The following is a 12,568-nucleotide window of genomic DNA, read 5'->3' as shown; positions in this document are numbered from 1 at the left end:
GCGCCGTAACCTGCGGATTATATGACCGCGTCGTACGTGATAATCGGCGACGGTATCGCCGGTTCGTCCGCGGCGGAGACCATCCGAGAGGCGGACCCCGACGCCGACGTCACCGTCATCACGGAGGAGGGGGAGGCGCTCTACAATCGCATTCTCATCAAGGAGTTCGCCAAGGGGAAGCTCCCCGAGGCACCCATCTCGATCCACGACCCCTCCTGGTACGAGGAACGCGATATCGCCCTCGAACTGAACACGCACGTCACCGAGGTCGACACCGAGGCCAAGGAGATCCACACCCACACCGGGGACACCTACGAGTACGACAAGCTCCTCGTGGCGACGGGAGGGACGCCGACGCAGCTCCCCGTCGAGAACTCCGACGCCGAGGGAGTCCACCACTTCTGGACGTTCGAGGACGCCCGGGGTATCAAGGAACACGCAGAGCGGGCCGACACCGGCGTCGTCGTCGGTGCCGGGCTGCTGGGGATCGACCTCGCGGCGATCTCCGCCGCCCAGGAACTCGACGCCCACTACCTGATGCGCGGGAAGGCCTGGTGGCGCTACGCGCTCTCCGAGGAGGGTGCCGAGATCATCCACGACGCGCTCCGCGAGCGGAACGTCACACCCGTCTTCGACTCCGGCGTCGATCACTTCGAGACCGACGACGACGGGAAGGTCGTCGCGGCGGTCGACCCGAACGGCGAGCGGTTCGAGGCGGACTTCGTCGGCGTCGCCATCGGGCTCAACTTCAACACCGAGTACCTCCGGGGATCCGGCATCGAGACCGACGACGGCGTCGTCACCGACGAGTACATGCGTACCAACGTCGAGGACGTCTACGCCGCCGGCGACATCACGCAGTTCCACGACGTCATCCTCGGCGAGCGGGCCCAGAACGGCGCGTGGGGTAGCGCCAAGGAGCAGGGGAGCGTCGCCGGCGCGAACATGGTCGCCGACTGGGACGACCCCGCCGAGCGGTTCGAGTGGGTCTCCTCGTACTCCATCACCCACTTCGACTTCCCGTTCCTCTCGTTCGGTCACCCGACGCTCGGCGACGACGAGGTCGAGCGGAAGTACTCCGACACCGAGTGGCGGCGCGTCGCGCTGAAGGACGGCAGGGTCATCGGCGGCGTCCTCATCGGCGACCTCTCGCCGCAGTCGGCGCTCAAACGCCTCGCCCGCGAACAGGTCGACGTCTCGGGCAAGGAGGAGCTCCTCGTCGAGGAGAAGATCCCCGTCGAGGAGTTCGAAGCGCCCGAAGCGCAGGCCGAGTAACGCGGACGGGGCGGGACGACGACGCGGTCCCCGACGGACGCTCCCATCTCCCATCTCTCCTCTCCGGTTCCGCGGCGACGATCCCTCAGTCCTGGCGCTCTCGCTCCAGTTCCCGCTCGAGTTCCTCGACGCGCGATTCGAGCTCCTCGACCCGTTCGCCCCGCGATCCGAGGACGTTCCAGCCCAGGAACACCGCGCCCACGATCAGGACGAGCGGGAGTCCGAACAGGACGACCATGATCAGGAGGATGATCAGCAGTTCCGGACCGCCCGGGATGCCGGGGAACGCGGGGACGAACGCATCGAGCAGTGGGGGGACCATATCGTGGGTCCGTTTCCCCGGACCTATCAATCTTCAGGTGTAGCACCGGAGGGACGGCATCGGGTGAGGCTGAAAGGGGCCGCGCGTGGCGGCTTCGCCGCCACGCTATGCGGTTGCCGGCGGAGCCGGCAACCCATGCTACGCGAACCCCGACGATGTAAGGACCACAGGAGCGAACGAAGTGAGCGACGAGGACCGCAACGAGTCGCGGGAGCGTAGCTATCGGAGAGCTTTCGAGCTGTTTTCGACGGACTCAGGGCTGAAGCGAGAGGAACAGCTCGAAAGCCCCTGGGTTCTCGGCGGCTGCGACTCGCTGCGCGCTTCACTCGCTTCGCTCGTTGCAGTGCTTGCGTCGTCTCGCTCGCCGAGAACCCAGCCCCTTTCAGTCCCACCCGATGGTCTGCTCAACCCCAACGAGACACACCGAACTCAGTCGTCAGCGAACTCCACGAGCCGTGACTGGAGCCCCGCGACCATCCGCGACTTTCGCCTGAGGTTGTTCCACGGGATCGGTAACCGACCGTCGAGTTCCCGGATCGCGTCGTGGAACGACTCGGACTCGCCGTGCTCGCCATCGAAGGCGTCGCGGATCGACTCGCGGATCTGCCAGACGCCGACGGGGGCCCAGTACTCCTCGGAGGCGTGTCGGAGGACGAGGACCTTCGCCTGTCGGCCGCGGTCGGCGAGCTCCTCGAGCACCCCCAGTCTGGAGGCGTAGTAGGCCCCCGCCGTCTCGTCGACGTACTCCGTCCGGCCCTCGTAGCCCTCGCGGTCGGCCGCGACGTAGTACGAGCCCTCCGCGTCGGGGTTCCAGATGCTCCCCGGAGCCTTCATCTCCACGAGCTCGAACTCCCAGTCCCCCGGCGCGAGCACCACCCAGTACTGGTTGCCGACGTACTCGTTGTAGTGGACCTCCACGGTGTCGACCGAGGGGGCGTTGCGGATCGTCCCCCGGAGGAACTGGCCGACGGTGTCGTCGACGGCCGTGATCGACCAGCGCGTCGGGACGAGCCGTCGTTCCTCCGACCGGCCGAGCGCCCCCGCCGAGAGCACGTCGTCGATCTCGTAGACGTCGAACCCCCGTCGGTAGAGGTAGTTGATCGCCCCCTCCGCGCGCCAGTCGTCGTCCGAAAGGGTCTTCTCGACCGCGCGGGGGACGTGTGGGTTCTCTGTGAGTTCGGCGCTCCGTGCCCTCGCGCGGGGGCCGGTCGGCGCGCCGACGTCGTCGATCGACGACTCGAGGTCGAGTTCGGGCCGGCCGTCGAGGCCGAGCTCCACGCCGACGGGCCGGTCGGCGATGGCCACCTCGCGCTGGACGCCGACGAAGCCGTCCCAGACGTCGTTCACGTTCACGTCCGCCGACCGGGTGGAGTTGAGCAGTCCCGTCCGGCGCTGGAACACGTCGTCGATGGAGAAGCCGTCGCGGTACCACCGGCCGCTGGTCGTGTAGTCGGCGGCGTTCTCCTCGTCGCCGACGGGGGAGAGCAGGCCCGTCGAAACCGTGGGATAGTTCGACCGGCCGACGAAGATGGAGGGGGAGGTCGAGCCGACGAGCGACTCGCCGCTCAGCCGCTCGTCGAACCGCGTCTTCACGTCCTCGATGTGGTCCGTGATGGCGTAGGACTTCTCCTCGGCGAGCCGGCGGAGGTCGGCCTGCTCGTCCCGTTCGAACCCCTCGAGGTAGTCGTCCAGCCGCATTACCCTCGCTACGACCGCCGGGGGTTTCAATCGCTCGGGGGCACGGTGAAAGTGGTACCGCGGAGCCGGAACCCCGCGTGCGAGCCGACGGGGCGGGGACGGACGGAGACGGCCCACGACGCCGAGCGAGAGCGCGTTCTGGGAGGACTTGCCGAGCGGTCAGGCCCGGAGGCCGAGGGCCTCGATCTGTTCCTGGTAGCGGTTTCGGATGGTGACCTCGGTGACCTGGGCGACGTCGGCGACCTCGCGCTGGGTCTTCTTTTCGTTACAGAGCAGCGAGGCCGCGTAGATCGCCGCTGCGGCGTAGCCGGTGGGGGATTTCCCCGAGAGGAGGCCCTTCTCGGCCGTGGTCTCGATGATGTCGCTGGCCTTCGTCTGGACCTCCTCGGAGAGATCGAGTTCCGAGCAAAAGCGGGGGACGTACTTCTTCGGATCGACGGGCTCCATCTCCAGGGCGAGTTCCTGGGAGACGTACCGGTACGTCCGGCCGATCTCCTTGCGCTCGACGCGGGAGACCTCGCTGATCTCCTCGAGCGACCTCGGAATACCCTCCTTCCGGCAGGCGGCGTAGAGCGCGCTCGTGGCGACCCCCTCGATCGAGCGCCCGCGGATGAGGTCCTCTTTGAGCGCCCGGCGGTAGATCACGGAGGCGACCTCTCGTACGGAGCGGGGAACGCCCAGGGCGCTTGCCATCCGGTCGATCTCGGAGAGGGCGAACTGGAGGTTGCGCTCGCCGGCGTCCTTGGTCCGAATACGCTCCTGCCACTTCCGGAGCCGGTGCATCTGCGAGCGCTTCTCCGAACTGATGGAGCGGCCGTAGGCGTCCTTGTCCTTCCAGTCGATCTGGGTGGTCAGTCCCTTGTCGTGCATCGTCTGGGTGGTGGGGGCACCCACCCGGGACTTGTTCTGGCGCTCGGAGTGGTTGAACGCGCGCCACTCCGGGCCGGGGTCGATCTGATCCTCCTCGACGACGAGGCCGCACTCGTCACAGATCAGTTCCCCCCTGTCGGAGCTCTTCACGATCCGGTCGGCACCACACTCGGGACAGACCCGGGCCGCCTCCGCCTCCTCCGCGGTCTCCTCCTGGCGATCCCCCTCGCGCTCCCGTTGGCGTGTGGGCCGTGACATCGCGTTTTTACGGTAGTAGGACCGCCATACATAAACTCTGGGGCCCCACCCCACGTCGCCGTGGGAAGCGGGGTGACGAACCCGACCGCCACCACCACGCTTATCCCCGGTATGGGCCGAGGGTGGACGAATGCCCGTCATCGAGTGCGATCCCGAGACGGCGCGGGAGCGGCTGGAGACCGCCGGCGTGGCGGTCGATCCCGGCAACACCGACCACGAGCGGTGGCGAGCGACGCTGGAGAGCTCGACCGCCGTCGCCTACGACGGGAAGGTCGTCGTGCAGGGACGCGATCCCCAGCGGCTCGTCGGCCTCCTCAGGGACGGTGGCGGGCGAGCGCACGTCTACTTCGACGGGGCCTGTCGCGGGAACCCGGGGCCGGCGGCGGTGGGGTACGTGCTCGTCACCGGCGACGGCATCGCCGCGGAGGGGGGCGACCGCATCGGTCGGGCGACCAACAACCGCGCGGAGTACGAGGCGCTGATCCGGGCGCTGGAGGTCGCGCGGGACTTCGGGTTCGAGGAGGTGGTCGTCCGCGGGGACTCCCAGCTGGTCGTGCGGCAGGTCAGGGGGGAGTGGAACACGAACGACCCGGACCTCCGGGAGCGTCGGGTACGGGTCCGCGAGTTACTGGAGGGGTTCGGGTCGTGGTCGATCGAGCACGTACCGCGGGAGATAAACGACCGCGCGGACGAACTGGCGAACGAGGCACTCGATGACGGCCGAGGCTAACGACGAACCCGAGGCGGAATCAGGAGAGGAGTCCGACGAGGAGCTCGAACCCCCCCTCCCCGAGTCGGTCGTCGAGGAGGCCGAGCGGCTGACGCGGCTCGCACGCGACGCCGTCGACGGGAACGAGACCGCCGCCTACCGCGATCGCCGGGGGGCGCTCCTGGAGGCACACGACTACACCGCCCGGCTCCGCTCGGAGGATCGCGGCGAGGTCCTGGTGCTCCACCCGGTCGAGTGGGTAGAGGACGGCGTCGTCCGCGTCGAGCGGATCGAGGACGTCTCCCGGGCGGTCGAGGTCCCCCTCGACGGGACCGGCGACCCCGAGGAGTGGGACGACGTGGAGGCGCGCAACCGGGCGCTCGCCGAGTCGGTCGAGGCCGAACACGGCGGCGTCCACGGGGCGAACGCCCACGCGTTCGCCGACTTCATGGGTAACCACTACGCGAAGCCGATCGAGCGGGCGACCGAGCGACAGGTCGAGGAGTTCACGGAGGAGTACTTCCCACGGAACGCCTGGCCGACCGACGAACAGCGCGAGGCCCTCGGGGAGTCGCTCGACCTGCTGTTCGAGCGCGTCGACCGTTCGCGACCCGGGTGACCGCCGACGGCGCGACCGCTGGACGGAGCCGATTCTGGGCGGTGTTTCGCTCGAAAGAAGGGTGCCGGGGTTGCTGCTATTTTACTCGAGGTCGTCGAGGAGATCGCGCAGCGAATCCGCGCGGCCGGCTTCGGTGCAGAACCGGGCGAACTCCCACTCGAACTGGTCGAGCAGGGCCTGCTCGCCGTCGTCGGTCAGCGCGTACTGGTTCGTCCGCTTGTCGAGTTCGGACTTCTCGACCAGCCCCATCTCGACGAGGTCGTCGAGGTTCGGGTAGAGCCGACCGTGGTTCACCTCGGAGTCGTAGTACGATTCCAGCTCGCGTTTGATCGCGAGCCCGTACCGCGCCTCCTCGGCGAGGATGGTCAGGATGTTCCGCTGGAACGCCGTGAGTTCACTGGCGATCCCGGGTGTGCCATCAACTGTCTGAGCCTCTGACATAGTGGTAAGGAGGTCTCCCAGGTATTTAACAGTTTGCAAACACCTATCCGGTGAATCAACGCTCGGAGACGACACGAGGCTATCGGGGGAGTGGCTCGACGTTTCCTGTTGATATATAGATAATTTCGTGGGCCGTATCGATATGCCGAAAGGACTTTTTCGGGGCCAGTCGCAGTCCGGACCATGACCAACCTGTGGGAGGACCTCGAGACGGGCCCGAACCCGCCCGAGGAGATCTACGCCGTGGTCGAGTGCCTGAAGGGCGAGCGCAACAAGTACGAGTACGACAAGGACGTCCCCGGCGTCGTCCTCGACCGGGTGCTCCACTCGAACGTCCACTACCCCTCGGACTACGGGTTCATCCCACAGTCGTACTACGACGACGAGGACCCGTTCGACGTGCTCGTACTCGTCGAGGACCAGACGTTCCCGGGCTGTATCATCGAGGCCCGTCCGGTCGCCCTCATGAAGATGGACGACGACGGCGAGCAGGACGACAAGGTCATCGCCGTCCCGACGGAGGACCCCCGGTTCGACCACCTCCAGGACCTCGAGGACGTCCCCCAGCAGACCATCGACGAGATCGACGAGTTCTTCTCCACCTACAAGAACCTGGAGGAGGGCAAGGAGGTCGAGACGCAGGGCTGGGAGGGCCGCGAGGCCGCGATGGACGCCATCGAGCACGCACAGGACCTCTACGAACAGCAGTTCGGGTAGGGCGTCCGGCGACACGACGATTACCGAGGGATATAGATCGTTCGTGAGCGATGGGGGCCACGCATCTGTATTCCTCCCGGTTATCGTCGCTCCGACCCGGATGTGTTATGCTCATGGGTAATTTCTTGAGGCGGCGGTCCGTGGTAGGGGTATGGCGACGAGAGAACGCGACTCCCTCGGCCCCTCGTTCGGTATCGCTCACGGCACGGTGGTGCCGGAGAACGCGGAACCCGACCGTCTCACGGACGAGGAGGACGACACGGACGACTGACTGCTGGCTGGTGGGCCCGAGCTCGAGGTGGGACACGGGACCAGCCCGCACGGTCGGTCCGCCCGCGGAGCCGCTTCGAGGCGCTCGCAAGCAAGAAGCTTCATGTAGCCGCCTCCCGCTTTTCGAGACATGGGTCTGTTCGACCGGCTCCGCGGCAGCGACGGGCCTCGCGTCGCCTTCTTCGGTATCGACGGCGTGCCCTACAGCCTGATCGCGGACAACCCGGACACCTTTCCGAACCTCACCGCCCTCGCCCGAGAGGGGAGCAGCGGTGCCATCGACAGCATCGTCCCCCCGGAGTCGAGCGCGTGCTGGCCGGCGCTCACGACCGGCGTGAACCCCGGTCAGACCGGCGTCTACGGCTTCCAGGACCGCGAGAACGGCTCGTACGACACGTACGTCCCGATGGGCCAGGACGTCCGCGCCACCCGTATCTGGGACCGCGTGGCCGACGACGGTCGGGACGCCACCGTGATGAACGTCCCCGTCACGTTCCCGCCACAGCGGAACGTCCAGCGGATGGTCAGCGGGTTCCTCTCGCCCTCGGTCGAGAAGGCCTCGTACCCGGACGAACTCCGGAACGACCTCGAGAGTTCGAACTACCGCATCGACGTGAACGCCAAACTCGGCCACGACGAGGACAAGTCGGAGTTCATGGAGGACGCCCACGAGACGCTCGACGCGCGGTACGAGGCGTTCCGCCGGTACGTCGAGAAGGACGACTGGGACCTGTTCTTCGGCGTGTTCATGACCACCGACCGGGTCAACCACTTCCTGTTCAGGGACTACGAGCGCGACGGGGAGAACAAGGAGGCGTTCCTCGAGTTCTACGAGAAGGTCGACAGCTACCTCGGCCGACTCCGCGAGGCGCTCCCCGAGGACGTGACGATGGTCGTCGCCAGCGACCACGGGTTCACCTCGCTCGACTACGAGGTCCACTTCAACGCGTGGCTCCAGGAGGAGGGGTGGCTCTCCTACCGCGACGACGACCACGACTCGCTCGACGACATCTCCGAGGAAACACGAGCGTATTCGCTCATCCCCGGGCGGTTCTACATCAACCTGGAGGGCCGCGAGCCGAGAGGCGTCGTCCCCCAGGAGGAGTACGAGGAGACCCGCGCGGAGCTGAAGTCGGCCCTCGAATCGCTAGAGGGTCCCGACGGGAACCCCGTCGCCGACCGGGTCGTCACCCGAGAGGAGGCGTTCCGCGGCGACCACGACGACATCGCCCCCGACCTCGTGGTGGTGCCGAACCACGGCTTCGACCTGAAGGCCGGGTTCAAGGGCGACGAGGACGTCTTCGGCGTCGGCCCGCGCAACGGGATGCACTCGTTCGACAACGCCAGCCTGTTCATCGACGACGACGCGCGCGTCGTCGACGCCGACCTGTTCGACATCGCCCCGACGCTGCTCGACCTGCTCGAGCTCGACGTCGACCGCACCGAACTCGACGGGAGCAGCCTGCTGTAGGTCCGACCGGGACGACGCCGTTTCCCGGGTGTCCGGGAGGACGAACACCTCCAGCTCGTCTCTCGGACTACGGAACGATCCCCGGTAGTCAACCCTCGTGTCGCTCGAACGCCGAGACGAACTCGGTTTCCGCGGACCGCCACGCGTCGACGATACGATCGTCGAGCGGTTCCCGTTCGCTGTCGCCGATACGATCGTGCTCGTCGAGCCAGTCGACGGTCCTCGCAACCCCCTCGCGTAGCGGGACGCTCGACTCGAAACCCAGCTCCGATTCCGCCTTCGACGTATCGAACACCCAGCTGTGGTCCCAGTCGAGTTCGGCCAGCTGGTTCCGCTCGTCGGGGAGGACGTCCCGCAGTAGTCGAGAGGGGACGTGAACGAGTGTCGGCTCCGGGGCGCCGACGACGTCGGCTACGGTACGCACGTACGCGTCCCACGTCAGGCTCTCGGGGCTCGGGACGTGGTACGTCTCACCGACGGCCCGTTCGTTCCCGACGGCGGCGACGAACGCGTGGGCGACGTCGTCCCGGTGACAGAACCCCCAGCGCGCCGTCCCGTCCCCGTGAACGACTATCGGTTCCCCCTTCCGGAGGCGGTCGACGAAGTACGGCTCCCAGAAGCCAAGCGAGTACGAGAGTCCACCGCCTACTCCGCCCTCGCCGTAGGTGTGGCCCGGTCGCAGTATCGTCACCGGGAACCCCTCTCGGCCGTGGGCCTCGAGGAGTCGGTCCTCGCACGCGACCTTCCGTCCGCCGTAGCTCTCCCCCGGTGGCTTCCGGGATGCGCCCTCGGTCATCGGGACCGACTCCGCCGGCTGGCGATAAACCGTGACCGTACTGCAGAAGACGTAGTGGTCGACCCGTCCCTCGAAGGCCCTGAGCGAACTCTCGACGTCGGCGAGCGAGCCGTACGAGACGTCCAGGTCGACGACGGCGTCGACGTCGAGGCCCCTCGCCCGCGCCTCGAAGGTCCCGTGGTCCGTCCGGTCACCCCGCAGGACCTCGACGTCGGCGGGGACCGTCGCGGCGGTCCGGCCGCGGTTGTAGAGCGTGACGTCGTACCCCTCCGCGACCAACTGTTCCGTGACCCCGGCGCCGATGGTTCCGGTCCCTCCGATCACCAGAACGTCCATCACATCCTCCGACTCCTTCAGACAGGATAACATTTTCCGAACGATCGGTGAGCGCGCCGACCACCGTTCCGGCCGGTCAGGTTAGCCACCATCCGACGCCGAACCGGTTGGTAGAGCCCGTCTGCGTGACGCGCTGGCGACCCGGGATCGGAGCGGATCACCCGAAGCTATACGCCCCTTCCGGAACCTCGCTCGGTATGCGACAGAGACACGCGGGACCGTCGACGGCGTCGTTTGTACCGGGGGCACCTGGAGTATCGAATCGACGACCGCCGCGGGTCGGTGGTCGCCGATGAGCGGGTATCCCGAGTCCGCCCCGCTCGGTCGGACCGCCGGAGCGCTCCGCGAGGGCGAGCGCACGGCGACCGACCACGTCGAGGCCACGCTGGAGCGGGTGGCCGAGGTCGAACCGGACCTCCGGTCGCTGGTTTCCGAGCCGCGGCGCGAGGATCGCCTCCGTGCCGCCGCGGCGGGCCTGGAGGAACGTCACCCCGACCCCGGGAGCCGCCCGCCGCTCTACGGCGTTCCGGTGGGCGTGAAGGACATCTTCCACGTCTCCGAGCTCCCGACCCGCGCCGGATCGGAGCTCCCGCCGGGGGACCTCGCCGGGCCGCAGGCCGACGTCGTCTCCGAGCTCCGCGACGCCGGCGCGCTCGTCCTGGGGAAGACCCACACGACGGAGTTCGCGTACATGGTCCCCGGGCCGACGCGGAACCCCCACGACCTGGAGCACACCCCCGGCGGATCCTCCTCGGGAAGCGTCGCGGCCGTCGCCGCGGGGCTCTGTCCGCTCGCGCTCGGCACCCAGACCATCGGCTCGACCATCCGCCCGGCGGCGTTCTGCGGTATCGTCGGCTTCAAGCCGAGCTTCCGGCGCATCCCGCGCGGCGGGCTGCTGATCGTCTCCGAGTCGGTCGACCACGTCGGGCTGTTCACCCAGGACGTCGAGGGGATGGACCTGGCCGCGTCGATCTGCGTCCCCGACTGGGGGGAGGTACCCGATCCCGACCGGCCGGTCCTCGGCGTCCCGGAGGGGCCCTACCTCGAACAGGCCTCGGCGGTCGGCCGGCGCGGGCTGGAACGGGCCGTCGAGAGCCTCGAAGCGGCGGGGTTCGAGGTCAGGCACGTCCCGGCGCTGGAGGACATCGAGGCGATCAACGGGCGGCACCGGTCGCTGGTCGACGCGGAGATGGCGCTCTCGCACCACGGCTGGTTCGAGCGACACGAGGGGCGCTACGCGGACGATACGGCCGAACGGATACGCGAGGGGCGGGAGACCACCGCCGGAACGCTCGCAGAGACACGGGCCAGCCGGGAGGCACTCCGGGCGAGGCTCGGAGACCGGATGGACGAGGCCGGCATCGACTGCTGGGTGTGTCCGCCGGCACCCGGAACGGCCCCCGAGGGGCTCGACTCGACGGGCGACCCGGTGATGAACCTCCCGTGGACCCACGCGGGGCTCCCGGCTATCTCCCTCCCGGCGGGCGAGCACGAGGGGCTCCCGCTGGGGCTGCAGGTCGTCGCGGGCTTCGGCGACGACGAGCGGCTCCTGGCGTGGGCGGAGACCATGGCACCGGCGCTCGACGGGATCGACGACTGACGGTGAAGACACCCGGCTCCGGCGATCCGATCGGGGCTTGCCCGGGCCCGGGTGAGGTTTTTTCACGAACTGGTACGACAGATGATATCGTGCACCACGACACCGACGCGTACTTTCGCCTCGATCCGTTCGTCACGGACGCGGCGGCACCGCCGGTGACCGCCGGGGAGATACGGGCGTTCCACGAGTGGACCGACCGTGGCGGCGACGGGGAGGGGCTGACCCTGGCCGTGGTGGACTCGGGGGTCGACGAGTCCCATCCGGTGTTCGAGGACGTGCCGGTGACCCACGAGTCGTTCGTCGAGAGCGACGGGCGGGACTCGGTCGGACACGGGACGGCCGTGGCCGGCCTCGCGGTCGAACTCGCCCCGGCGGTCGAGGAGGTGATCGACCTGCGGGTGTTCGGCGGGCAGGGGCGCGGATCGCTGGACCCCATCGCCGACGCGTACGAGTGGCTCGTCGACAACGCCGACCGGGTGGACGTGATGAACGCCTCGATCGGGTCGAACGAGCGGGTGAGCCAGCTCGACGTCCTCCACAACCGGATGGTCGCCGCGGGGGTCCTCGGCGTCGTCTCGGCGGGCAACAGCGGCGGCCTCGGCGGGAGCCCGGCCACCGCCGAACGGGCGTTCTCGGCCGGCGCGGTGACGATCGAGGGCGAGCTCACGCGGTTCAGCGCCTACAACCCCGAGCGGGACAACCCGGACGTGAGCGCCGTCGGCAAGGACGTCCGCCTCCCCCGTGCGGAGGGGACCTCGCTCGGGCAGGTGATCGACGACCGGTACGTGAAGGCGTCCGGGACGAGCTTCTCCGCGCCGATCCTCTCGGCGGCCGTGCTCCAGTATCTGAGCGCGGAGTTCGGCGAGGTGGTCCGGACGTTCGAGGGGTCGGCGCGCGAGCTTCCGGACACCCCGCGAGAGGGATGCGGGATACTCGACGTGGCCGGGGCGTTCGACCTGGCGGCCGGCCACGATGGCGAAGGCGGAGACGAGGACTCGTCCACCGGGGTCGAACGGGAGGCGACGGCCGAAGTCGTGGACGTCGAGGGCGGTGACGTGGTCGTACTCGACACCGACTGGCTGGAGGCGGGGACCCACCGGGTGGGGATAGAGGGTCGAACGCTGACGATCCGGGCGGATGACGGAGAGGGGGCGGGAGAAGAAGGCGACGGGGAGGTCTGATCGGG

The 12,568-nt window shown here is 68.4% G+C and carries 12 protein-coding genes; 7 read left to right on the top strand and 5 right to left on the bottom strand.

Going from position 1 to position 12,568, the window contains the following annotated elements:
• Window positions 1-21: 21 nt before the first annotated feature.
• The gene (locus tag WDJ58_RS08190; protein WP_338917180.1) at window positions 22-1,275 is read left to right on the top strand and encodes an NAD(P)/FAD-dependent oxidoreductase; all 1,254 of its coding nucleotides are present in this window, start codon (window positions 22-24) and stop codon (window positions 1,273-1,275) included.
• Window positions 1,276-1,360: 85 nt separating this feature from the next.
• On the opposite strand, the gene WDJ58_RS08185 is transcribed toward WDJ58_RS08190, so the two are convergent.
• The 3 genes from WDJ58_RS08185 to WDJ58_RS08175 form a co-directional block, all read right to left on the bottom strand.
• Entirely contained in the window at window positions 1,361-1,597 is a 237-nt protein-coding gene (locus tag WDJ58_RS08185; protein ID WP_338917179.1) for a hypothetical protein, read from the bottom strand.
• A gap of 429 nt (window positions 1,598-2,026) precedes the next feature.
• Window positions 2,027-3,295, bottom strand: a complete 1,269-nt coding sequence (gene nreA / locus WDJ58_RS08180; RefSeq protein WP_338917178.1) for a DNA repair protein NreA — start codon at window positions 3,293-3,295, stop codon at window positions 2,027-2,029.
• 159 nt (window positions 3,296-3,454) lie between these two features.
• Window positions 3,455-4,423, bottom strand: a complete 969-nt coding sequence (locus WDJ58_RS08175; RefSeq protein ID WP_338917177.1) for a transcription initiation factor IIB — start codon at window positions 4,421-4,423, stop codon at window positions 3,455-3,457.
• Window positions 4,424-4,553: 130 nt separating this feature from the next.
• Here WDJ58_RS08175 and rnhA point away from each other — a divergent pair, with 130 nt between their 5' ends.
• Window positions 4,554-5,153: a ribonuclease HI gene (rnhA, locus tag WDJ58_RS08170; RefSeq protein ID WP_338917176.1), complete on the top strand. Its 600-nt coding sequence runs from the start codon at window positions 4,554-4,556 to the stop codon at window positions 5,151-5,153.
• On the top strand, window positions 5,137-5,751 hold the full coding sequence (locus WDJ58_RS08165) for a DUF7108 family protein (RefSeq protein ID WP_338917175.1): 615 nt from the start codon (window positions 5,137-5,139) through the stop codon (window positions 5,749-5,751). Before rnhA ends, WDJ58_RS08165 begins: the two co-directional genes overlap by 17 nt.
• A gap of 81 nt (window positions 5,752-5,832) precedes the next feature.
• Here WDJ58_RS08165 and WDJ58_RS08160 read toward each other — a convergent pair whose 3' ends face one another.
• Window positions 5,833-6,192, bottom strand: a complete 360-nt coding sequence (locus tag WDJ58_RS08160; RefSeq protein WP_338917174.1) for a PadR family transcriptional regulator — start codon at window positions 6,190-6,192, stop codon at window positions 5,833-5,835.
• Between the two features lie 183 nt (window positions 6,193-6,375).
• Between WDJ58_RS08160 and WDJ58_RS08155 the strand changes: the two genes are divergently transcribed.
• A complete protein-coding gene (locus tag WDJ58_RS08155; protein WP_338917173.1) occupies window positions 6,376-6,909 on the top strand; it encodes an inorganic diphosphatase in 534 nt (177 codons plus the stop codon).
• 400 nt (window positions 6,910-7,309) lie between these two features.
• On the top strand, window positions 7,310-8,650 hold the full coding sequence (locus WDJ58_RS08150) for an alkaline phosphatase family protein (protein WP_338917172.1): 1,341 nt from the start codon (window positions 7,310-7,312) through the stop codon (window positions 8,648-8,650).
• An 88-nt stretch (window positions 8,651-8,738) separates the two neighbouring features.
• On the opposite strand, the gene WDJ58_RS08145 is transcribed toward WDJ58_RS08150, so the two are convergent.
• On the bottom strand, window positions 8,739-9,782 hold the full coding sequence (locus WDJ58_RS08145; protein ID WP_338917171.1) for an NAD-dependent epimerase/dehydratase family protein: 1,044 nt from the start codon (window positions 9,780-9,782) through the stop codon (window positions 8,739-8,741).
• A gap of 292 nt (window positions 9,783-10,074) precedes the next feature.
• Here WDJ58_RS08145 and WDJ58_RS08140 point away from each other — a divergent pair, with 292 nt between their 5' ends.
• Window positions 10,075-11,382, top strand: coding sequence for an amidase (locus WDJ58_RS08140; protein ID WP_338917170.1), 1,308 nt, complete (start codon window positions 10,075-10,077; stop codon window positions 11,380-11,382).
• 89 nt (window positions 11,383-11,471) lie between these two features.
• Window positions 11,472-12,563, top strand: a complete 1,092-nt coding sequence (locus WDJ58_RS08135; RefSeq protein ID WP_338917169.1) for a S8 family peptidase — start codon at window positions 11,472-11,474, stop codon at window positions 12,561-12,563.
• The last annotated feature ends 5 nt before the right edge of the window (window positions 12,564-12,568 follow it).

It is taken from the genome of Salinirubellus litoreus (assembly GCF_037335815.1).
Classification (GTDB): domain Archaea; phylum Halobacteriota; class Halobacteria; order Halobacteriales; family Haloarculaceae; genus Salinirubellus; species Salinirubellus litoreus.
Note: the sequence above shows the minus strand (reverse complement) of the source record. Positions and strands in the feature narration are given on the sequence as shown.

Excerpts from the sequence above, each read along its gene's own strand:
- WDJ58_RS08185 (WP_338917179.1), bottom strand. The coding sequence starts at position 1,597 with ATGGTCCCCCCACTGCTCGATGCGTTCGTCCCCGCGTTCCCCGGCATC.
- WDJ58_RS08160 (WP_338917174.1), bottom strand. The coding sequence starts at position 6,192 with ATGTCAGAGGCTCAGACAGTTGATGGCACACCCGGGATCGCCAGTGAA.
- WDJ58_RS08175 (WP_338917177.1), bottom strand. The coding sequence starts at position 4,423 with ATGTCACGGCCCACACGCCAACGGGAGCGCGAGGGGGATCGCCAGGAG.
- WDJ58_RS08145 (WP_338917171.1), bottom strand. The coding sequence starts at position 9,782 with ATGGACGTTCTGGTGATCGGAGGGACCGGAACCATCGGCGCCGGGGTC.
- WDJ58_RS08190 (WP_338917180.1), top strand. The coding sequence starts at position 22 with ATGACCGCGTCGTACGTGATAATCGGCGACGGTATCGCCGGTTCGTCC.
- WDJ58_RS08155 (WP_338917173.1), top strand. The coding sequence starts at position 6,376 with ATGACCAACCTGTGGGAGGACCTCGAGACGGGCCCGAACCCGCCCGAG.
- WDJ58_RS08150 (WP_338917172.1), top strand. The coding sequence starts at position 7,310 with ATGGGTCTGTTCGACCGGCTCCGCGGCAGCGACGGGCCTCGCGTCGCC.
- WDJ58_RS08165 (WP_338917175.1), top strand. The coding sequence starts at position 5,137 with ATGACGGCCGAGGCTAACGACGAACCCGAGGCGGAATCAGGAGAGGAG.
- WDJ58_RS08140 (WP_338917170.1), top strand. The coding sequence starts at position 10,075 with ATGAGCGGGTATCCCGAGTCCGCCCCGCTCGGTCGGACCGCCGGAGCG.
- nreA (WP_338917178.1), bottom strand. The coding sequence starts at position 3,295 with ATGCGGCTGGACGACTACCTCGAGGGGTTCGAACGGGACGAGCAGGCC.
- rnhA (WP_338917176.1), top strand. The coding sequence starts at position 4,554 with ATGCCCGTCATCGAGTGCGATCCCGAGACGGCGCGGGAGCGGCTGGAG.